At 41.7% G+C, this 20,227-nt stretch carries 16 protein-coding genes; 7 read left to right on the forward strand and 9 right to left on the reverse strand.

The genetic code is table 11. The features are described 5' to 3' along the window. Window positions 1-5: 5 nt before the first annotated feature. The 5 genes from M2448_RS00415 to M2448_RS00435 all read right to left on the reverse strand — a co-directional run bounded on the left by M2448_RS00415 (window position 6) and on the right by M2448_RS00435 (window position 6,644). Window positions 6-1,019 (reverse strand): GldM family protein, encoded by a 1,014-nt coding sequence (locus tag M2448_RS00415; RefSeq protein WP_280644264.1) that lies wholly within the window; start codon window positions 1,017-1,019, stop codon window positions 6-8. A gap of 155 nt (window positions 1,020-1,174) precedes the next feature. Next, window positions 1,175-2,377, reverse strand: a complete 1,203-nt coding sequence (locus M2448_RS00420; protein WP_280644265.1) for a carboxypeptidase-like regulatory domain-containing protein — start codon at window positions 2,375-2,377, stop codon at window positions 1,175-1,177. Between the two features lie 144 nt (window positions 2,378-2,521). Continuing rightward, the gene (locus M2448_RS00425; RefSeq protein ID WP_280644266.1) at window positions 2,522-3,511 is read right to left on the reverse strand and encodes a FecR domain-containing protein; all 990 of its coding nucleotides are present in this window, start codon (window positions 3,509-3,511) and stop codon (window positions 2,522-2,524) included. Window positions 3,512-3,550: 39 nt separating this feature from the next. Further along, the gene (locus tag M2448_RS00430; RefSeq protein WP_280644267.1) at window positions 3,551-4,126 is read right to left on the reverse strand and encodes an RNA polymerase sigma-70 factor; all 576 of its coding nucleotides are present in this window, start codon (window positions 4,124-4,126) and stop codon (window positions 3,551-3,553) included. A gap of 304 nt (window positions 4,127-4,430) precedes the next feature. Then, the gene (locus M2448_RS00435; RefSeq protein WP_280644268.1) at window positions 4,431-6,644 is read right to left on the reverse strand and encodes a S9 family peptidase; all 2,214 of its coding nucleotides are present in this window, start codon (window positions 6,642-6,644) and stop codon (window positions 4,431-4,433) included. Window positions 6,645-6,905: 261 nt separating this feature from the next. Here M2448_RS00435 and M2448_RS00440 point away from each other — a divergent pair, with 261 nt between their 5' ends. From M2448_RS00440 to M2448_RS00460, 5 genes are all read left to right on the forward strand, one after another. Further along, window positions 6,906-8,039, forward strand: a complete 1,134-nt coding sequence (locus tag M2448_RS00440; RefSeq protein WP_280644269.1) for a TlpA disulfide reductase family protein — start codon at window positions 6,906-6,908, stop codon at window positions 8,037-8,039. Between the two features lie 70 nt (window positions 8,040-8,109). Further along, a complete protein-coding gene (locus M2448_RS00445; RefSeq protein WP_280644270.1) occupies window positions 8,110-9,654 on the forward strand; it encodes a YifB family Mg chelatase-like AAA ATPase in 1,545 nt (514 codons plus the stop codon). 26 nt (window positions 9,655-9,680) lie between these two features. Next, window positions 9,681-10,292 carry a DUF4254 domain-containing protein gene (locus M2448_RS00450; RefSeq protein WP_280644271.1) on the forward strand — a complete coding sequence of 204 codons (612 nt, stop codon included), beginning with the start codon at window positions 9,681-9,683 and terminating at the stop codon, window positions 10,290-10,292. A gap of 42 nt (window positions 10,293-10,334) precedes the next feature. After that, on the forward strand, window positions 10,335-11,375 hold the full coding sequence (locus tag M2448_RS00455) for a glycosyltransferase family 9 protein (protein ID WP_280644272.1): 1,041 nt from the start codon (window positions 10,335-10,337) through the stop codon (window positions 11,373-11,375). Further along, entirely contained in the window at window positions 11,372-12,499 is a 1,128-nt protein-coding gene (locus M2448_RS00460; RefSeq protein ID WP_280644273.1) for a glycosyltransferase, read from the forward strand. The genes M2448_RS00455 and M2448_RS00460 overlap by 4 nt, the downstream gene beginning before the upstream one ends. Window positions 12,500-12,503: 4 nt before the next feature. Here M2448_RS00460 and M2448_RS00465 read toward each other — a convergent pair whose 3' ends face one another. The 4 genes from M2448_RS00465 to mutS form a co-directional block, all read right to left on the reverse strand. Further along, window positions 12,504-13,220, reverse strand: a complete 717-nt coding sequence (locus M2448_RS00465; RefSeq protein WP_280644274.1) for a glycosyltransferase family 2 protein — start codon at window positions 13,218-13,220, stop codon at window positions 12,504-12,506. Between the two features lie 8 nt (window positions 13,221-13,228). Next, a complete protein-coding gene (locus M2448_RS00470) occupies window positions 13,229-13,918 on the reverse strand; it encodes a porin family protein (RefSeq protein WP_280644275.1) in 690 nt (229 codons plus the stop codon). Window positions 13,919-13,935: 17 nt separating this feature from the next. Beyond that, on the reverse strand, window positions 13,936-14,877 hold the full coding sequence (locus M2448_RS00475) for a UDP-glucuronic acid decarboxylase family protein (RefSeq protein WP_280644276.1): 942 nt from the start codon (window positions 14,875-14,877) through the stop codon (window positions 13,936-13,938). Between the two features lie 97 nt (window positions 14,878-14,974). After that, complete coding sequence (gene mutS, locus M2448_RS00480; protein WP_280644659.1) at window positions 14,975-17,557, reverse strand: DNA mismatch repair protein MutS; 2,583 nt, start codon at window positions 17,555-17,557, stop codon at window positions 14,975-14,977. Between the two features lie 223 nt (window positions 17,558-17,780). On the opposite strand from mutS, the gene M2448_RS00485 reads away from it, so the two are divergent. Together M2448_RS00485 and ffh are read left to right on the forward strand one after the other, a co-directional pair. Then, window positions 17,781-18,773 (forward strand): PhoH family protein, encoded by a 993-nt coding sequence (locus M2448_RS00485; protein ID WP_280644277.1) that lies wholly within the window; start codon window positions 17,781-17,783, stop codon window positions 18,771-18,773. 113 nt (window positions 18,774-18,886) lie between these two features. Next, window positions 18,887-20,206, forward strand: a complete 1,320-nt coding sequence (gene ffh / locus M2448_RS00490; RefSeq protein WP_280644278.1) for a signal recognition particle protein — start codon at window positions 18,887-18,889, stop codon at window positions 20,204-20,206. The last annotated feature ends 21 nt before the right edge of the window (window positions 20,207-20,227 follow it).

The following is a 20,227-nucleotide window of genomic DNA, read 5'->3' on the forward strand; positions in this document are numbered from 1 at the left end:
ACAGTTTATTCAATCTCAAAATCAAATGAAGGTATATCCATCACTGTATTTTCTGATGTTTTTACACGGATGTTCTTTATATATAGCTGTGTGCCCGATGGCTGATCTTTTATCCATTCGCGCTGTGATTTTGAGAATTTGGATGAAGTGGAACTCATGCCACTGATAAGGTCATCCCTGTCGGAAAGGGTAAAAGATACTACCCGGTAATTGCATCTCATATCTTCAGAAAACCAAAGGTCGATCCGTCCCGAGTTAATCAAATCTGATTTACTGATCGTATTACCTTTCACTCCCCGAAGGGTTGCATAAGGTTTGTCTAACTTCAATACGGCAAAACGCTTCTGTTTAAATTCTCTCAACGTTCCGTTGCGGTTCAGCACACGTATGGTCAGCAATGCCGTTCCTGTTTCCTGCGGATGGATAATGTAGTTTATTCCGTCAGCTTTAGTTATATTGCCATTATCTATGGCCACATCTATTTCGGCAAACTCATCCTTGTCGTCATAAATTATAATCGGATTGTCGGCATTTGCATACAAAATATCGAGCTCTCCATCTTCGGGTTGAATATCTTTCTCGGAAACCATTGACAATACGCCTGCTGCACAGCCCGCCTTACCATCGCGAAAAGACATGACAACTTCGTAGGTAGCAGCTTTACTACATGTGTAGTCGAAATGTTGAAGGTTGGAGGAAGTCTTTGTTTCGAAAGTACTACCCACGAGTTTGTCTTTCAGATATAATTCCAGTATTACCTCCCCGTCAAATCCTTCGGCATCGCATACATTGAACCGATAGGTGGTATTCTTGCTCAGCAAAACCGGATATTTCGCAGAGGGGATCTTCCCCTTTTCGAGCCCATCAAATTTTACTTTAAATTCGCGCAGATACACTGCATTGGCACCGCTTTGCATGACGGCTTTATCTACCAGTGTATTGTCGCACTGAGCGCTTGCCTGTCCCCTACAGAGACACAGGCAAATGGCTATTAGGCATAGTAAACTGATATGTTTCATAATTTTTATTTTTTACTCTTTCTTCTCATTCCGGTCTTGGTACCAATTAAGACCGGAATGATTATTTATCTAAATAAGTAACGGAAAGTATTTGTGCAACTATATTTGGCCTTAATTCCCGGTTGCTGTTATACTTGCCAAAATAATAAAATAGGTCAACGACCTAAAATTCCGATTTCTGCAGAAATCTTCACACTATAATTATCTTTCTCCATCTGAAACCACTGATGGGATAGCGAATAATGCCATGTATTTCCCCCGCCTTTTCCCGAATAATTGATCCGTTGCCCGTAATGGATCGACTTGGGTGCAAAGTCGTCACTTGCACTTGATTTAGGGTTACGTTTTCCCCTTTCTATTGCTCCCGATTCGTTCGCGTAATAACTGTAATCGTTCGGGAAAACACCTTGTATGGCTACGAAGAAGCCATCTGGTGGTAGCGATATATTGTATTCGGCAAGATTCACGTCGTACCAGCCCTTCGTGTCTTGTGGTGGCTGTACAACCAGTATCTCTGTAAGCAGATCTTTTCCGGGTCCACCGGTTTCTTCATCCAGACTGAGGATGCGTACGCGAAAAGGTGCTTCTACATTTCCTTTATCGGAGAGATGGTAACTTACCTTACGGATATATCCTTTCTGTTGTTTCTTGTTTTCAATATATAATGCTATTTGCTGTCCGTGAGTATCGAGATATACCGAGCCGGTGGTAAACCAACTGCGGTTTCCTACTTTTTTGTAATCCTTAGTCTGCTTACCTGCGCTTATAACCACAGGCTCCATATCTATCGACCGGCTTTTCATCGTAATAGTTACTTCCGGCTGTGCAAGTAATGAGTCGGGAGTAAATGTACAGCGCTCATATCCCAGACAAGAGGCTGCTAAGCTATCGGTCAATTCTATTTCGGTCAGCATCAATTCGAAATAACCTTCGTGGTCAGCAATCACTCCTTTGGGTTTCCCTTTAATCTGCAACGTTGCATACGAAACGGGTTCGCGTGTCTCTTCATCTATAAATGAACCCCTTATTCTATATTCTTTGACCATCATAGTTCTTTTAGGGAAGATTATCAGTTGCCCTGCATGGACGGTATAAGCTATTTTGTATGGTGAAAATAATTTATTGAGAACGGTTAACAGCATCTGGTCTTTTTCCTCAACTGATACAGGCGCACAATCTGCAAATAAGTCGCTGGAATAAGATACATGAATATCCGCAGCCTTTGCGATTTTTTCCACAGCCTGTTCCATAGATGTATTCTTTAACGTTACGCTGATACGTTTTTCTAAAACCGTATTTTGCGCAACTATAGGAATGACTCCTATGTAAAGACACATTATGGCTATTATTATTCTCAAAACTAAAACTGTTTTTCTCATTAGACAATGTCCGGATTTGATACCCCTAAAAAAATAAAGAATAAAAATTAAAAAATTATTCATTTCCTACTTTTATTCTTTATTATACTCTCTATTTTTGTGTTTAAGGTAAGGGTATGGTATTTATTCCTTACTTCTGTTTATGTTTATTCCTTTTTCTCCACTTTCGATATTTACACCTAGGGTCAGTCCGATGATTTGTGTAACTTCGTCGAGGCTTAACTGATCGAATGTGCTGGTTATCTCAAGGTCTGCGATTGCGCTATCTACTGTTACCGGCGTATGATATACATCTTCTATAACCCGGGCGACTTCTGCCAATGTCGATTGTTTGAATACCATTACTTTGGTTTTCCATGCCAGATAATTCGGGTCGGGGTTTGTACTTTTTTCCAGTTTTTGCTCTTCAGGTTTGCAAATGCCCTGCTCGCCCTGACGGAGTTCAACGTGGTCGGATTTGCCTTCTGTGGAAAAATTGATTATCCCTGTGGAAACAGTGACTATCACTTCATTCGATTCTGCTACAGCCCTGATGCCGAATGATGTGCCGACAACCCGCGTTTGTGTATTATTGGCATGTATGATAAATGGTTTTTTTGCATCAGGAGCGATATCGAAAAAGGCTTCCCCTTCGAGGTATATTTCACGCGTATTACCCGAAAATGTTTCGGGATAACGAATTGCTGACGATTGATTGAGCCACACCTTACTGCCGTCAGATAATTCACATTCGGTAGTTTCGTTCAGACCTGTAGCCAACGCAAGCAACGATCCGGTATCATTTTTCAATCCGTCTGTCGTGCTTTGGGGCAAACTCCCGATAATATTTACCAAAATAAAGATAAGGGCTGCGGCAGCAACACTGCCGGCAAGCATATAGAATAGTTTAGGTTTCTTTTTAGTAGTAGTTGTATCGATACGCTGATTGACCTCCTGTAAAGCCTGTTCTACATCGGGGCTGAATTCATCAGAAGGGATTTGCTGCCACATACTAACAAATTCGTCCATCAGGTCGGGATGTTGACGACTCCATTCCAAGACCTGTTGTATCTCGTCATCGCTGCATTCTCCTGCAAGATAACGGGCAATCAGTTCGTACGGAATATTTTTCATATTATATATTATTTATATTTATGACAACACAGAAATTCATTACCCCCAAAAAAGAAAGTAAAAAAATAAGATAATCACTATTTTTCCCAATTTGGGATGAAGGTACTCTCTTAGTTTCCGCAATGCTATTCCCATCTGATTGTCTATTGTCTTTTTCGAAATATCCAGATATTCAGCGATTTCGTCATAGGTAAGTCCTTCCTGTTTGCAAAGGATAAATATTTCGCGGCATTTATTAGGCAAGGTATCGACTCCCGATTGTATCAGTTTGCTGATTTCGGCATCCGATGCCTTTTCTTCCGGTTCGTGCGGATTATTGTACTCCGAATATTCATTAAGATGATGCAACTCGGTTTGCTGCTTCTTTATTATGTTCAGGGTATAGTTACGTGCCGAAGTATAGAGATATGCTTTGAGTGAGGTATCGATATTTATTGCAGGAGCTTTTTCCCACAGATAAACAAACATACTCTGAATACTTTCTTCTGCATCTTCTTTCGAAAGGCATATAGCATAAGAAAACCGGCATAAGGCTGTGTAGTATTTTCGGAACAGCGTATCAAAAGCCAGTCTGTCGCGTTGCTTTATTCTTTCAAACAACTCAAATTCATCCAAGGTTAAGATAGTTGTAATGTTTGACTGTTTAGTAATTTAATAAAAGTCAAATGTACATAAATTATTTAAAAAGAGTAGTGCGTTTAATTAAAGTGTTTTGCTTACTTTACCGTTTGGGGTAACTAGCGGTCACAGGAGTGCAGCGCATGTAAATGAGGCAAGCAATTTTTTAATTACGCGCAGAAAATAATCCAACCTCTATTCAATACAATATCAAATACTGACTGGTATAATAAGAGTCTGTTTAAGTAACTGTTTAAAGTTGACCAAAATATTTTATTATAGATTCTTTGAGATAATTTATTTATTTCAAGAAATCATCGAAATACCTTGTAATATGCTCATGCAGATGTACACGGTCGTGGCCTGTCATATTGTGTCCGTGACCTGTATAGATAAAGAAATCGGGATGCGTTCCTTTCTTTATTGCCGAGTTGAGGAACTGAAGGCTGTGCTGCATTACCACCGTAGGGTCTTCATCACCATGAATCAGCAATAAACGTCCTTTGAGGTCGCCCGCCCGGTCAACCATATTGGTTTCTTTATAGCCTTGAGGGTTTTCCTGCGGGCTGTCCATATAGCGTTCACCGTACATTATTTCGTAATACTTCCAGTCGGTAACCGGACCTCCGGCAACGCCTACCTTAAATGTTTCGGGATGGCGAAGCATCAGGTTAATCGTCATAAATCCGCCGAAGCTCCAGCCATGTACACCTATACGGTCAGCATCAACATAAGGTAGCGACTTGAGGTATTCTATGCCCTTCATCTGATCCTGCGTTTCTACTACACCGAGTTGGCGGTGTGTAATATTCTCGAAAGCGGCACCCCTGTACGATGTGCCTCTGTTGTCGAGCACAAATACCAGATAGCCTTTCTCTGCCATGTATATTTCCCATCCGCGCGCCTGTGCCTGCCATGAGTTATCCACCATCTGCGAATGAGGGCCACCGTAGACATAGACCACTACCGGATATTTTTTATTCGGATCGAAATTCAATGGTTTTATCATCCTCGTGTATAAAACATTGCCATCGTCTGCCAGCAGGTTATCCAACGTAATCTCCGGCAGCTGTATATTACGGAACGGTTTTTTCGCTGTATGGAATATATGTGTCTTATTCGTTTTTGTATCCGTTATAGCTACCTTCCCCGGATTGGCCAGCGAAGTGTATGTATCACAGATGTATTTACCCGAAGCACTTAGAGTAGCGCGGTGCACACCCTCTTCTTTCGATAAGCTGTTTTCGGCATCTGCCGCTACATATCCGGTCTTTATATTCACTTTGTAAATATGTCTTTCGGGGAACGGCACTGCATAATTTGCCAATGCTCCTTGTTTAGGCAAAGATGGGTTTTGAGTAGATACATAAAACAGATTCTCGCCCTTTTCATCAAATCCAAGTACAGATGTCACATCCCAAGTGCCGGATGTAAGCTGTTTCAATTCCTTGCCTGTAGTGTCATACAGATACAGATGATTGTATCCGTCCCTTTTACTTTGCCAAAGGAACTTAGTCGGATCGTTTTTCAGGAACAGTACAGGATTCTCAGGCTCTACATATTTCAGATGCGTCTCGGTAAACAGTGTCTTCTGAAGACTTCCTGTCTGTGCATCATAGCATTTCAGCACACAGGTATCCTGCCCCCTGTTGATCTCGGCAATGTAAATACTCTTTTCATCGGGACTCCAACCTATATTTGTCAGGTATTTTTCTTTTGGTGTACCTGTTTTCAGAAATACTGTTTTTTGTGTCGCAGGGTTGTAGACACCTACCGTTACATGATGGCTTTTCATGCCTGCCATCGGATATTTTATATCTTTCAGTTTAGCTACGCGCGCCGATATATCTACCAGAGGATAGTTAGTTACCATCGACTCGTCCATGCGGTAAAACGCTAACAGGTTTCCCTGTGGCGACCAGAATGTACCTTTGTTAATCCCAAACTCATTGCGATGCACCGACTGTCCGCAAACAATATTACTGTCAGCCTCCTGCGTCACAGCATATTCTTTACCTTCAGCTGTCTGCACATACAAGTTGTTTTTTCGGGTATAGGCAAACAAGCGGCTTTTCTCTGATAAATCCTGATTTGCCATATCGGCAGACAAGCTGTATGTAGCAGTTATTGTTTTATTCACATAATCATACAAATATATTTTTCCGGTGGTAATCACCATCAGGTCATTCGATTCTGCCGATACCGGATATATATAGCGAAGGCTTTTGGGCGATTCGTCATCCCCCAGCTTCAGACCATTGTTAATATCCCGCAGTGTAAGCAGCGTTTCGGGTTTTCCTTTGTCTGTATAAGGAGCGACCAAGATGGAATAGCCCTTCACATAGGTGAGTTTATCGCCAAACCATGTCAGCTGACGCGGCATTTCGGCACGATACTTGTTAAAGGTTTTACCTCCGGGAATTAGATCTTCCAGTGATAGAGGGATGTCCTGACTATATGATTTCATTGGGAGCAAAATGCTTATAGCTAAAAAAACAGAATTAAAGAACTTCATAATTAACTTTTCTTGCGTTTTGAATAAACAAATATAGTGAATTTATGATTTACAGCTTTATAAAGGCGTTACATTTAGAAAATAAGGCATTAATTTTGAGTAAAGAGTCGCTATAACAACAGGGCTGAATTAATTTTTTTTAGAACAATTTCATTTTTTTAAACGTTTAAAAAATAAAAGGTATATTTGTACGTTATAATACAAGGTAAGGTTATCAATTTATCATACACTTATAAGAAATATAGAAATAAAAGCGAGAAGATGGCTAAGGTAAACAAATCATTCTACACCGGGCTTTTGCTGCTACTTATCATAATAGCAACATCTTGTAACAGGAAAACGGATCTATACGAAGTATCCGGTACACTGTCTGATGTAAAAGGCGGTTACTTCTTCATGAAGCACGAAGTAGGCGATTCTACATTTATAGATACAGTATATATCGACAATAAAGGAAAATTCTCCTTCAAGGGCAAGGTCGATACACTTACTGTCATGCACTTGTACTTCAACGAAAACTCAAAATATGCATTCCTGCTTGTAGACAAAGGATGGGATGTAGAGATGAAAGGAGATATCCGCTATCCCGACCTGATCAACGTGAAAGGCGGAAATGTAAATGACGATCTGACAGATTTTAAGAATAAAAACGAAGAGCTGCTGAAATCGCGCACCGACATCCTCAGTTCGGCCGAAAAGATGGCGCGTGACAACGACAGCGTACCTGTTAAGGATTATGTGGTAGAGCTGAAAAATATTAACTTCGAGCTATCAAACATTGCAGCAGCATATATAAAAGCCAATCCTGAAAAGATTGCAAGTGTTATGCTTATCAATTTGTTTTTCAAAGATGAGACATCTATTCCACGCCTCGAAGAAAATCTGGAATTACTGAAAGGTAAGGCGCTTGACTTTCCCCTCACAAACGAACTGAAAGAGTTTAAGAATAGAATAAAAATGTCGGCTGTAGGATCGCATGCTCCATATTTTTCCATAAAGAACATGAAAGGGAAGAATATACAACCTGCCAACTTCAGAGGAAAATACCTGCTACTCTCATTTGCCGGCACTACCTGCGATGTGTGCAGGGAAGAGAAAAAAGATGCGGTTGCAATATACAACGAACTGAAAAAGCAAAAAAAGAACATAGAATTTGTCACAATAGTAAAAGATTCCGAGCAGACACCTATATCTGCCAACATAACAGATTCGGTAAAATGGGATATCCTCCCTGTTTCGGGCGGATGGTCTGCCAAGATATTCTCAACATACTATATCAGGGAAATTCCATACAACATATTGATATCACCCACAGGCTATATCCTCGAACGCGACTTACATATACTAGCCCTGCCACAAAAACTGGAAGAGGTGATGAATGAGGACAAAAAATAAGAGATGAAAAATACCTCTGATGCCACTTTTTTTCTTATTTTTGCTTTTCATCTGAGCCTATTAATTTAAAATGCTAGTAAAAGTTTTTGGCGCTGCCGTACAAGGCATAGAAGCGACCTTGATTACAATAGAAGTCAATTGTTCAAAAGGCATCAAATTTATGCTTGTCGGACTCCCTGACGCTTCTGTGAAAGAAAGTCATGAGCGTATCGTATCGGCATTACAGGTCAACGGATATAAATTCCCACGTCAACAGATTGTCATAAACATGTCGCCCGCCGATATACGCAAAGAGGGTACGGCATACGACCTGCCTCTGGCAATAGGCATCATGGCTGCATCTGAAAGCCTGAAAACAGATAAGCTCGAAGACTTTCTGATAATGGGAGAACTTTCGCTCGATGGTAGCATACTCCCTATCAAGGGTGTCCTGCCCATTGCCATAAAAGCACGCGAGCTAGGGTTTAAAGGAATAATACTTCCTCTCAAAAATGCAAAAGAAGCTGCTGTTGTAAACAATCTGGACGTGTATGGTGTAGAAAACATAAAAGATGTTGTCGGATTCTTCAACGATGAACAAGCTTTAGAGAAAACAATAATAGACACGCGTTCCGAATTTCACAATGCTCAGGAAACATTTGAGTTCGACTTTCTGGACGTAAAAGGACAGGAAAATGTAAAGAGAGCACTGGAGGTAGCAGCAGCCGGAGGACATAATCTGATAATGATAGGGCCTCCCGGAGCAGGAAAATCCATGATGGCCAAACGTATCCCATCCATACTACCCCCATTCACATTGCACGAGGCACTGGAAACCACAAAGATACACAGTGTCGCCGGAAAAATAGGTTCGGAGACTTCGCTGATGGCACAACGCCCTTTTCGCAGCCCGCACCACACCATTTCAGACGTTGCACTCGTGGGAGGAGGTTCATTCCCTCAACCCGGCGAAATCAGTCTGGCTCACAACGGTGTACTCTTTCTGGACGAGTTGCCCGAATTTAGCAGAAGTGTACTGGAAGTAATGCGTCAACCTCTCGAAGACCGGAAGATATCTATCTCCAGATCGAAATTCACAATCGAATATCCGGCAAGTTTCATGCTGGTATCTTCGATGAACCCGTGCCCATGCGGTTATTACAATCATCCTGAGAAAAACTGCGTTTGCCCGGGCGGTGCGGTGCAAAAGTATTTGAACAAAATCTCAGGGCCATTGTTAGACAGAATAGACATACACATTGAAATAATACCTGTCCCTTTCGATAAAATATCGGATAAAACACCGGGAGAGGCCAGCAGGCTGATCAGAGAAAGAGTCCTTATCGCGCGCGAAAGACAACACGAGCGATTCAAAGACGAGACAGGAATATATTGTAATGCACAAATGACACCCAAACTATTAGCCAAATATGCATCGCCCGACAACACCGGGTTGGAACTGCTGAAAGTGGCTATGGATAGATTTAACCTGTCTGCCAGAGCCTATGATCGTATACTGAAAGTGTCGCGTACAATTGCCGACCTGGATAATAGTGAAGATATACAGCCAAAACATTTGGCAGAAGCAATTAATTACCGAAATTTGGATAGGGAAAACTGGGCTAATAAAAATTGAATTAAATACTTAAAAAATATATATCTATGGACTTCACAGTATTGAGTAATGAGATTTTTGAAAAATCTATAAACGACTATCACCAAACAGATAATGTGGATACAGCTATTAACAATCCGTATCCGGAAAAATCTATAGAATATTTCCTCTATCTCAAAAACTGGATAGATACAGTTCAGTGGCATCTCGAAGACATTATCCGCGATCCGGATATCGACCCGAAAGAGGCCTTGTTGCTAAAACGACGTATAGATAAGTCTAATCAGGACAGGACCGATTTGGTAGAGTTGATAGACAGCTATTTTCTCGACAAATATAAAGATATTGTGGTGTTGCCCAATGCGCGCATCAATACAGAAAGCCCGGCATGGGCTATCGACCGCCTTTCTATTCTTGCTCTTAAGATATATCATATGAAGCAGGAGGCAGACAGAACGAATACGACAGCAGAGCATCATGAACAATCGGCAAAAAAACTCGGCGTATTGCTCACCCAGCGAGAAGATTTATCTACTGCAATAGAAGAATTGCTGGAAGATATAGAGTCGGGTGCAAAATACATGAAAGTCTACAAGCAGATGAAAATGTATAACGACCCGGCACTCAATCCGGTTTTATATGCCAAGTCACAGAAATGACACAACACGCAAACATACAAATATACAATTTAAACTCTAACTATGGCTAAAGTTTTGGTGATCAGAATATCGTCTTTCGGAGATGTGGCAATGCTTGTGCCTGTCGTATTCTCTGTGGCATCTAAATATCCACAAGACCGATTTTCTGTAATGACACGTAAAGCCTTTGCCCCGCTATTTGAGAATCTTGGTTTCAACGTCAATGTTATACCTCTGGATGTAAACGGCAGGCATAAGGGTATTGTCGGGCTATTCCGCACACTGAGGCGAATTTCCACTCAGGGATTTTCGCATGTTGCGGACGAGCACGATGTACTCAGATCGAAAGGGCTACGCATATTTATGAAAATGACTGGCAGGAAAGTAGCCTGCATAGACAAGGGCAGGAAAGAAAAAAAAATGATGCTAGAGAATAAAAATCTCTCACATCCCTTAGAACATACAATAAAAAGGTATCAGGATGTTTTCAACCAATTGGGATTTCCGGCTCAGATGATATTCAATAATCTGTTCGATTTTGTCCCGAGAGATTTCTCTCAACTTCGATCTGTTGCAACCGAAAAGAAAGGGCGGTGGATAGGGATAGCTCCGTTTTCAAAGCACAAAGGGAAAATATATCCGCTGGAAAAAATGGAGAAAGTCGTAGAAATATTATCAGCAGAAGAGGATACGACACTTTTTCTTTTCGGTTCGGGCAGAGAGGAGCAAAAGGTATTGTCGATGTGGAGTGCCAAGTATCCGAATACGATCAACCCTGTAGGAAAACTCAATCTCAATAAAGAGTTATTGCTAATCTCTTATCTGGACGTAATGTTGTCTATGGACTCGGCAAATATGCATTTGGCATCATTAGTGCAGGTGCCTGTAGTATCTGTCTGGGGAGCAACACATCCTTCTCTGGGTTTCTATGGCTTCAATCAGGATCCAGAGAACACCGTACAGATAAACAATCTGGATTGCCGCCCATGTTCTGTATATGGAGAGCTACCCTGCCAAAGAGGAGACTATGCCTGTATGTATCAGATAAGCGAACAGTCTGTAGTTGAGAAGATTCAGGCTGTTTTGGAAAAAGCGAATAAATGAAAATAGCAATTCTTTCACCCTTTTACCCTTACAGGGGCGGTCTGGCACAATTAAATGCACGCCTCTATACTGAATTATCGGTACGCAATGAGGTGAAAGCTTTCACTTTTACTACCTTATATCCAAATTTTCTTTTCCCGGGAAAGACGCAATATGTGTCGGACGATGACACAGCCACCGTTATCGAAGCCGATAGGGTATTGAACAGCATCAACCCGTTCAGTTATATACGGACAGCAAAGCGGATCAACAAATTTTTGCCCGATATACTGATCATACCATACTGGATGTCATTTCTGGCTCCTGCATTCGGTGCAGTCTGCCTGTTTCTGAACAAGAAAATAAAGATTGTTTCTCTTGTGCACAATGCTATACCGCACGAACGGACTGTAATAGATAAGCCTTTGGCGAAGTTTTTTTTCAACAGGTGCGACGCTTTCATCGTAATGAGCGAACCGGTCAGAGACAGCCTGCTATCGTTGAAATCGAATGCAAAAATACAGCTACAGCCACATCCTATATATGACCAGTATGCCGAACGTACCGATAAACTATCGGCATGCCACAAACTGGGTATAAAAGACAACAAAAAGAACCTTCTGTTCTTCGGTCTTATACGCGATTATAAAGGACTTGATATACTCATCGAAGCCATGCAGGAACTGGACGATTCGTATCAACTGATTATCGCAGGCGAATGTTATGGGAGTTTTGACAAGTATCAGGAGGCCATAGACAGGTCATTGCTGAAAGATAATATAATTGTTTACGAGCAATACATTCCCGATGATATGGTTTCTACTCTGTTTTCGGCATCGGATGTATTGGTACTGCCATACCGGTCGGCTACACAAAGCGGTGTGGTAGCTCTTGCCTATCAGATGGAATTACCTATGATCGCAACCAATGTGGGGGCGCTGGGTACTACTGTAAGAGATTCTGGAACTGGCATGGTAATAGATGCTGTATCGGCACCGGAAATAGCCGCAGGCATAAAGGAATACTTTTCTTCCGATCTGTCCGGAACCTATCTGGTGAACCTGAAAAAAGAAAAGACCCGATTGTCGTGGAATAATTTTGCCATGTCTACCGAGTCTTTTTTATCTGAAATAGTTGCGTCCTGATTTTTTACTTCATTCTGAACAATCCGTACTTAAGCATACAGATAAAGGCTCTTACTCCATCTCTCCAACCAATCTTTTTACCTTCTTCGTATGTACGTCCGTAGTAGGATATCCCAACTTCGTATATCCTTACATTAGGATATCTGGAAACTTTTGCTGTCACTTCCGGTTCGAATCCGAAGCGTCTTTCCTGAAGCGGAATAGACTTGATTATATCGGCACGAAAAAGTTTATAGCAGGTTTCCATATCTGTCAGATTCAGATTGGTAAACATATTAGATACAAAGGTAAGTATCCGGTTGCCTATCGAATGCCAGAAGAAGAGGATGCGGTGCGGATTTCCTCCCATAAAGCGCGAACCATATACTACATCGGCAAATCCGGTGACAATCGGTTTCAATAGTATATTATATTCTTCAGGATCGTATTCGAGATCGGCATCCTGTATGATAATATAATCACCTGTAGCTTCGGCTATACCTCTGTGGAGGGCAGCTCCCTTTCCCATATTTACAGGCTGTTCGAAAAGCTTCATATCCGCTTGCGGATGAGAGGCAATATAAGCCTGTACAACCGCCACTGTGTCGTCTTTTGAACAATCGTTGACGATGATAATTTCCTTCTCGAAATTACCAATCAGTTCAACTGCAATTACCTTATCTAAGATCAAATGGATAGTTCTGGCCTCATTATATGCCGGAATGACAATAGATAATTTCATATATTAAATTAAAATTTATATCCTAATGTTATAGTAAGACATTTGTTCTTCGCATCATTATAACCATGTTCTTTTTTTACATATCGCTGCAATCCCCAATCGTATTCTGCAGTAAGAACAAACTGGCTATATTCGAAGCTTACTCCCAGTCCCAGCCCATAGTCGAAACGGTTTACATTACCATCGAAACTATCTCTTTTCTCTGTTTCAATATCTCCATTGTCCAAGTATGTATATGTATATTTTGTTTTCCCTCCCAGCCCATAAGCGATGTAAGGACCTGCATAAGGCATAATATAAAATTTGTCGGCCACCGGTAATTTATAACCTACGCGCAATGGTAATTGGAGGTAGGCCGGATTGCGAACCAAAGAGCCTTTGTATTCTCTCCCGTTACCATCATGAACTCTCTCCCATTCATGTCCTTCTTTTGTCTTAGTTCCTTTCACTACATAATCGAGGCCTGTAAGTAAATATAATTTATCGGCAAGGCGAAAATCGACCGTAAATCCGATATCTATTCCTAATTTAGACTTCTCGCTATCCTGATTATATTGTCCCGACATTGCCACCCCTGCTCTTACACCGAAGACCACAGGCTTGTCTTCATAATCATAAACATTCTGATATTGCGCACTTACCGACATTGTCGTTATCAACAGACAACTCAATAGTATTGATTTAATCCTTGTTTTCATTTGAGTAAGGTATTTATTTATTTTAATATTTTATCGAAATATTCTATCGTTTTTACCAGCCCGTCTCTCAGCTGTATTTTAGGCTCCCAGTTTAGTTTTTCCTTAGCCAGTGTGATGTCCGGCCTTCTCTGTCTCGGATCGTCACTCGGCAAAGGCATGAATATAAGTTTCGATTTCGATCCGGTCAGATCCAATACCAGATTGGCGAGTTCGAGCATGGTAAATTCTCCCGGATTACCTGTATTTACAGGGCCTGTAAACGAATCATCGGTCGCCATCATACGTACCATCGCTTCCACCATATCGTCTACATACTGGAAACTGCGCGTCTGCGTACCGTCTCCGTATATTGTAATGTCTTCACCCTTCAGTGCCTGAACGATAAAATTGGAAACCACGCGTCCGTCTTCCGGATTCATACGTGGACCATAAGTATTGAATATACGCACAATCTTAATTCTCACTCCGTTCTGACGGTAATAGTCCATAAACAATGTCTCGGCACAACGCTTTCCCTCGTCATAACATGAACGTATACCTATCGGATTCACATTTCCCCAATACGATTCGGGTTGCGGATGTACATGCGGATCGCCATACACTTCACTAGTAGAAGCCTGAAGCACTTTCGCTTTCAGACGTTTTGCCAGCCCCAGCATATTGATAGCTCCCATCACTGACGTTTTAATGGTTTTGATCGCATTGTACTGATAGTGGACGGGAGATGCAGGGCATGCCAGATTATATATTTCATCTACATCTACATGAAAAGGATGAACCACATCGTGCCGTATCAGTTCAAAATAAGGATTGTCTAATAAGTGAACAATATTATCTTTCGATCCGGTGAAATAGTTATCGAGACAAAGGACTTCATTTCCTTCATTCAGTAGCCTCTCGCACAAATGAGAGCCTATAAATCCGGCTCCTCCGGTAACCAGTATTTTCTTGTGGTTCATTTTTATGAGTTATTTTTCCAAGTTTATAGATGTTGTAAGTCTGTTTCAGACTGCAAAGGAATGAAAAATCTTTAGTAAAATGCAATATATTAACATTTTATTTACCGGAAACAATCTTCTTTATATCATTTAGCTTATTCAGGGCTTCCATCGGGGTCAGGTTATTTACATCAAGCGACTTTATCTCATCGCGCACCTGACTCAATACAGGATCATCCAGTTGGAAGAAGCTTAACTGATAACCTTCCCTGTTTTCCTTAATATCTTTTATCGGCTTGGAGATACCCTGTTTACGGCTATCTGATTCCAGTTGGCTCAATATATTATTCGCCCTTTTCACAATGCTTTGCGGCATTCCTGCCATTTTAGCCACATGAATACCAAAGCTATGTTCGCTGCCACCTTTCACAAGTTTACGCAGGAATATTACTTTATTGTCCACTTCTTTGACCGATACATTGAAGTTCTTTATACGCTTAAAGGACTTCTCCATCTCATTCAGTTCATGATAGTGTGTAGCAAAAAGCGTTTTGGCCCGAGCCTTCGGATGTTCGTGTATGTATTCCACAATAGCCCACGCAATGGAGATACCATCATAGGTGCTTGTTCCGCGTCCCAGTTCGTCGAACAGCACAAGACTTTTCGACGAAAGGTTGTTCAATATATCTGAAGCTTCGTTCATTTCCACCATAAAGGTAGATTCGCCCAATGAAATATTATCGGATGCCCCTACACGCGTAAATATTTTATCTACAAGCCCTATTTGCGCCGATTCGGCAGGAACAAAACTACCTGCCTGTGCCATGAGTGTGATCAGAGCTGTTTGACGGAGCAATGCCGACTTACCTGCCATATTAGGCCCTGTTATGATGATGATCTGTTGTTTTTCGTTATCGAGAAGAACATCATTCGCTATATAGGACTCACCCAGCGGCAGTTGCTTCTCGATCACCGGATGACGTCCGTTTTTGATATTCAGCGTATCCGAATCGTTTATTTCAGGGCGGATATATTTGTTTTCCTTCGCCGTCTTGGCAAATGACAGCAGGCAGTCGGTTTGTGCTATCAGGCTGGCATTCACCTGTATGGTAGGGATATATTCTACAAGGCTATGTACAAGGTCATTGAATATGCTGGTTTCCAGTGCTAATATTTTTTCTTCGGCTCCCAGAATTTTCTCTTCATATTCTTTTAGCTCCTGCGTAATATATCGTTCGGCATTTACCAGTGTCTGTTTGCGTATCCATTCAGCAGGCACTTTGTCTTTATGGGCATTGCGCACCTCTATGTAATATCCAAATACGTTGTTGAAACTTATTTTGAGTGACGATATGCCTGTAGCCTCCGTCTCTCGCTGCTGTATTTTCAATAAATAATCTTTCCCCGAAAAAGCAATATCCCTCAATTCATCAAGAGCTGTATTTACTCCTTTCCTGATTACATTTCCTTTATTCAGCAAAGCGGGCGGGTCGGGTTGTACTTCTTTTTCTATGCGGTCGCGGATGACAGGGCAAGGATTGAGCTTTTCCCCTATTTCCCGCAGACTCGGTTCGTCCGATGCCAGAAAGGCATTGCGAATAGGCTCGATAGCCTTTAATGCTACTTTAAGCTGCACTACTTCGCGTGGCGAAATACGGTTTACTGCTACCTTTGAGATAATACGCTCCAGATCGCCGATCAGCGTCAACTGCTCTTCGAGTAGCTGCTTAAGCTCTATGTCTTTGAAAAAATATTCGACAACCGACAACCGGCTGTTTATAGGCTTGGCGTCCTTCAAAGGAAACACCATCCACCGGCGAAGCATACGTGCACCCATTGGCGAAACAGTCCTGTCCAGTATATCGAGAAGGCTTTTACCGCCTTCATTCATTGTAGAGATAAGCTCCAGACTGCGAACAGTAAATTTATCGAGACGGACATATTTATCTTCCTCTATACGCGAAAGTGTGGAAATATGCCCTATCTGTGTATGTTGCGTGACATCGAGATAATGCAGGATTGTCCCCGCTGCTATTATACCGTTCGTCAGATGCTCCACGCCGAAGCCTTTGAGATTGCGTGTTTCAAAGTGCTTCAACAAACGTGTACGTGCTGTATCTTCCGTAAACACCCAGTCTTCGAGTTCGAAGATAAAGAAACGCGTGCCAAAATATTCTTCAAACAGCTTCTTCTTGCTTCGTTCCACCAAGACCTCTTTAGGTGAAAAGTTTGTAAGCAGCTTATCTACATATTCTTTAGTTCCTTCTGCTACCATAAATTCCCCTGTAGATATATCGAGAAATGATACCCCACAATTATTTTTTGCAAAATGAATAGCACACAGGAAGTTATTCTCTTTATGGTTCAGTATATTATCGTTGATAGAAACACCCGGAGTTACAAGCTCCGTAATACCTCTTTTTACAAGTGTCTTGGTCTGCTTCGGGTCTTCGAGCTGGTCGCAGATGGCAACGCGCCTGCCTGCCCTTACCAGCTTAGGCAGATATGTGTCGAGTGCGTGATGAGGAAATCCTGCCAGTTCTACAAACTGAGCTGTACCATTACCGCGTTGGGTAAGCGTTATCCCCAGTATTTCGGAAGCATCTATCGCATCTTGGGAGAAAGTCTCGTAAAAGTCGCCTACCCGAAACAATAGTATAGCATCGGGGTGCTTACTCTTGATCTCGAAATATTGTTTCATCAATGGGGTTTCTGCTACTTTCTTTGCCACAGCCGGTGTTATTTAGATGTATTCTATATAGTTAAATTACAAGAAAGCAAAGATAAAAAAAATAAGTGAAAGTGAATTGATTATCAGACAAGCATAATCAAATATAAATTTTATACCTATATTTGTGTTCCATTACAAAACACCCGACAAACCAAATTAAATTCATTATGGTACTTTGTTGATATAGAATTGAATGATAGAACAAATAATAATTTTAGAACATATTGATCCCGTTGTGTTCTTCGGCGTCAATAATTCCAATATACAGCTATTAAAAACTCTTTTTCCTAAACTACGTATCGTCGCCCGGGGTAATGCCATAAAAGTGATTGGCAATGCCGAAGATGTGCCGCTCTTTGAAGAAAAGATCAGAGAACTGGAAAACTATTCGACCGAGCGAAACAAGCTTACCGAAGAAGACATTATAGATATAGTAAAAGGCAAATCGCCCAATGTCGTAAAACAGGACAACCTCATTATATACGGTATCAACGGTAAGCCTATCTTTGCACGCACACCCAATCAGCAAAAACTGGTCGACAGCTTCCATAAAAACGATATGGTATTCGGCATTGGTCCTGCGGGTTCGGGGAAGACATATACGGCCATTGCATTAGCAGTAAAAGCTCTCAAGAATAAAGAGGTGAAAAAGATCATACTCAGCCGCCCGGCAGTAGAAGCAGGCGAAAAACTTGGCTTTCTTCCCGGCGATATGAAAGACAAGATAGACCCGTATCTGCAACCTTTGTATGATGCACTGGAAGATATGATAGCTCCTGCCAAGCTAAAGGACTACATCGAGAATAAAACGATACAGATAGCACCTCTCGCCTTTATGCGCGGACGTACGCTGAGTGATGCTGTCATTATACTCGACGAAGCTCAGAATACGACCACTCATCAGATAAAGATGTTCCTTACCCGTTTGGGGATGAACGCCAAAATGATCATTACAGGCGACATTACACAGATTGACCTTCCTCCGTCGCAAATGTCGGGACTGAAACATGCCCTGCGCGTACTGAAAGACGTGAAAGGTATCGGACGTGTCGAATTCGACAAAGCCGATATAGTCCGTCACAAACTGGTTCAGAGCATAGTTGATGCTTACGAAAAAGAGGATAAAAGAGAGAATAAAATCAGATTGGAGAAAAAGGAGAGTGTAGAGAAGAGTACAGACAAATGATATTAACAGAAGGATAAAGAACAAGAAAACCACAATCAGTTTTTCACTTTATAGCAAAAGTTTATATCTTTGTGCTCCCGTATAATCTTGATAATAAATAACAACGATACAATATGTTTGAAAGCTTAAGTAATAGACTGGAACGCTCGTTTAAGATACTGAAAGGTGAAGGAAAAATCACCGAAATAAACGTAGCGGAAACCCTCAAAGATGTACGCCGCGCGCTGTTGGATGCCGACGTTAACTACAAAACAGCTAAACAATTTACCGAGACCGTAAAAGAAAAAGCGCTGGGACAAAACGTGCTAACAGCCGTTAAACCTGAGCAGTTGATGGTGAAGATCGTACATGACGAACTGGCTACCCTGATGGGTGGTACAGCTACCGATATCAATCTGAATAACTCGCCTGCTGTTATCCTGATGTCTGGTCTTCAGGGATCAGGTAAAACGACTTTCTCGGGTAAACTTGCCAAATTGCTGAAATCGAAAAAGGGTAAGAATCCATTACTTGTGGCTGGAGACGTATATCGTCCTGCCGCCATAGAGCAGTTGAAGATACTGGGACAACAGATAGAAGTTCCCGTTTATGCAGAGGAAGAGAATAAGAATCCTGTACAGATAGCACAGAATGCGATAAAATTTGCCAAGCAGAACGGCAACGACCTTGTTATTATAGATACTGCCGGACGTCTGGCTATAGATGAAGAGATGATGAAAGAGATCACAGCTGTAAAAGAAGCTGTGAAACCTGACGAAATACTCTTTGTGGTAGACTCCATGACCGGACAGGATGCTGTAAATACCGCTAAGGAATTTAATGACAGGCTGAATTTCGATGGGGTTGTGCTGACTAAACTCGATGGTGATACACGTGGTGGTGCTGCGCTTTCTATCCGTTCGGTAGTAGACAAGCCGATTAAGTTTGTAGGTACAGGCGAGAAGATGGATGCACTGGATGTATTCCACCCTGAACGTATGGCCGACCGTATTCTGGGAATGGGTGATATTGTGTCACTCGTAGAAAAGGCTCAGGAGCAATACGATGAAGAAGAGGCTCGCCGCCTGCAAAAGAAGATTGCCAAGAACCAGTTTGACTTCAACGACTTCATCGGACAAATTCAGCAGATCAAGAAGATGGGTAATCTCAAAGAACTTGCATCCATGATTCCGGGTGTGGGTAAAGCCATCAAAGACCTCGATATAGACGATGATGCTTTCAAGAGTATCGAAGCTATCATTTACTCAATGACTCCGGCAGAGAGAACTTCTCCCGAAATACTGAACGGCAGCCGCCGTCAACGTATAGCTGTTGGTAGCGGGACATCTATACAGGAAGTGAACAAGCTGATCAAACAGTTTGACGAAACCCGCAAGATGATGAAAATGATGACTCAGATGAAGGGTGGCAAAATGCCGAAGATGAGAAGATAAGAAAACCCAGTATAAAAGAAA

Source organism: Dysgonomonas sp. PF1-14, from assembly GCF_029892965.1.
GTDB lineage: Bacteria > Bacteroidota > Bacteroidia > Bacteroidales > Dysgonomonadaceae > Dysgonomonas.

Bases quoted from the DNA above. Each gene is read 5' to 3' on its own strand.
- M2448_RS00475 (WP_280644276.1), bottom strand. From the start codon at position 14,877: ATGAACCACAAGAAAATACTGGTTACCGGAGGAGCCGGATTTATAGGC.
- mutS (WP_280644659.1), bottom strand. From the start codon at position 17,557: ATGAAACAATATTTCGAGATCAAGAGTAAGCACCCCGATGCTATACTA.
- M2448_RS00485 (WP_280644277.1), top strand. From the start codon at position 17,781: ATGATAGAACAAATAATAATTTTAGAACATATTGATCCCGTTGTGTTC.
- M2448_RS00425 (WP_280644266.1), bottom strand. From the start codon at position 3,511: ATGAAAAATATTCCGTACGAACTGATTGCCCGTTATCTTGCAGGAGAA.
- M2448_RS00450 (WP_280644271.1), top strand. From the start codon at position 9,681: ATGGACTTCACAGTATTGAGTAATGAGATTTTTGAAAAATCTATAAAC.
- M2448_RS00455 (WP_280644272.1), top strand. From the start codon at position 10,335: ATGGCTAAAGTTTTGGTGATCAGAATATCGTCTTTCGGAGATGTGGCA.
- ffh (WP_280644278.1), top strand. From the start codon at position 18,887: ATGTTTGAAAGCTTAAGTAATAGACTGGAACGCTCGTTTAAGATACTG.
- M2448_RS00460 (WP_280644273.1), top strand. From the start codon at position 11,372: ATGAAAATAGCAATTCTTTCACCCTTTTACCCTTACAGGGGCGGTCTG.
- M2448_RS00440 (WP_280644269.1), top strand. From the start codon at position 6,906: ATGGCTAAGGTAAACAAATCATTCTACACCGGGCTTTTGCTGCTACTT.
- M2448_RS00435 (WP_280644268.1), bottom strand. From the start codon at position 6,644: ATGAAGTTCTTTAATTCTGTTTTTTTAGCTATAAGCATTTTGCTCCCA.
- M2448_RS00415 (WP_280644264.1), bottom strand. From the start codon at position 1,019: ATGAAACATATCAGTTTACTATGCCTAATAGCCATTTGCCTGTGTCTC.
- M2448_RS00470 (WP_280644275.1), bottom strand. From the start codon at position 13,918: ATGAAAACAAGGATTAAATCAATACTATTGAGTTGTCTGTTGATAACG.
- M2448_RS00445 (WP_280644270.1), top strand. From the start codon at position 8,110: ATGCTAGTAAAAGTTTTTGGCGCTGCCGTACAAGGCATAGAAGCGACC.
- M2448_RS00465 (WP_280644274.1), bottom strand. From the start codon at position 13,220: ATGAAATTATCTATTGTCATTCCGGCATATAATGAGGCCAGAACTATC.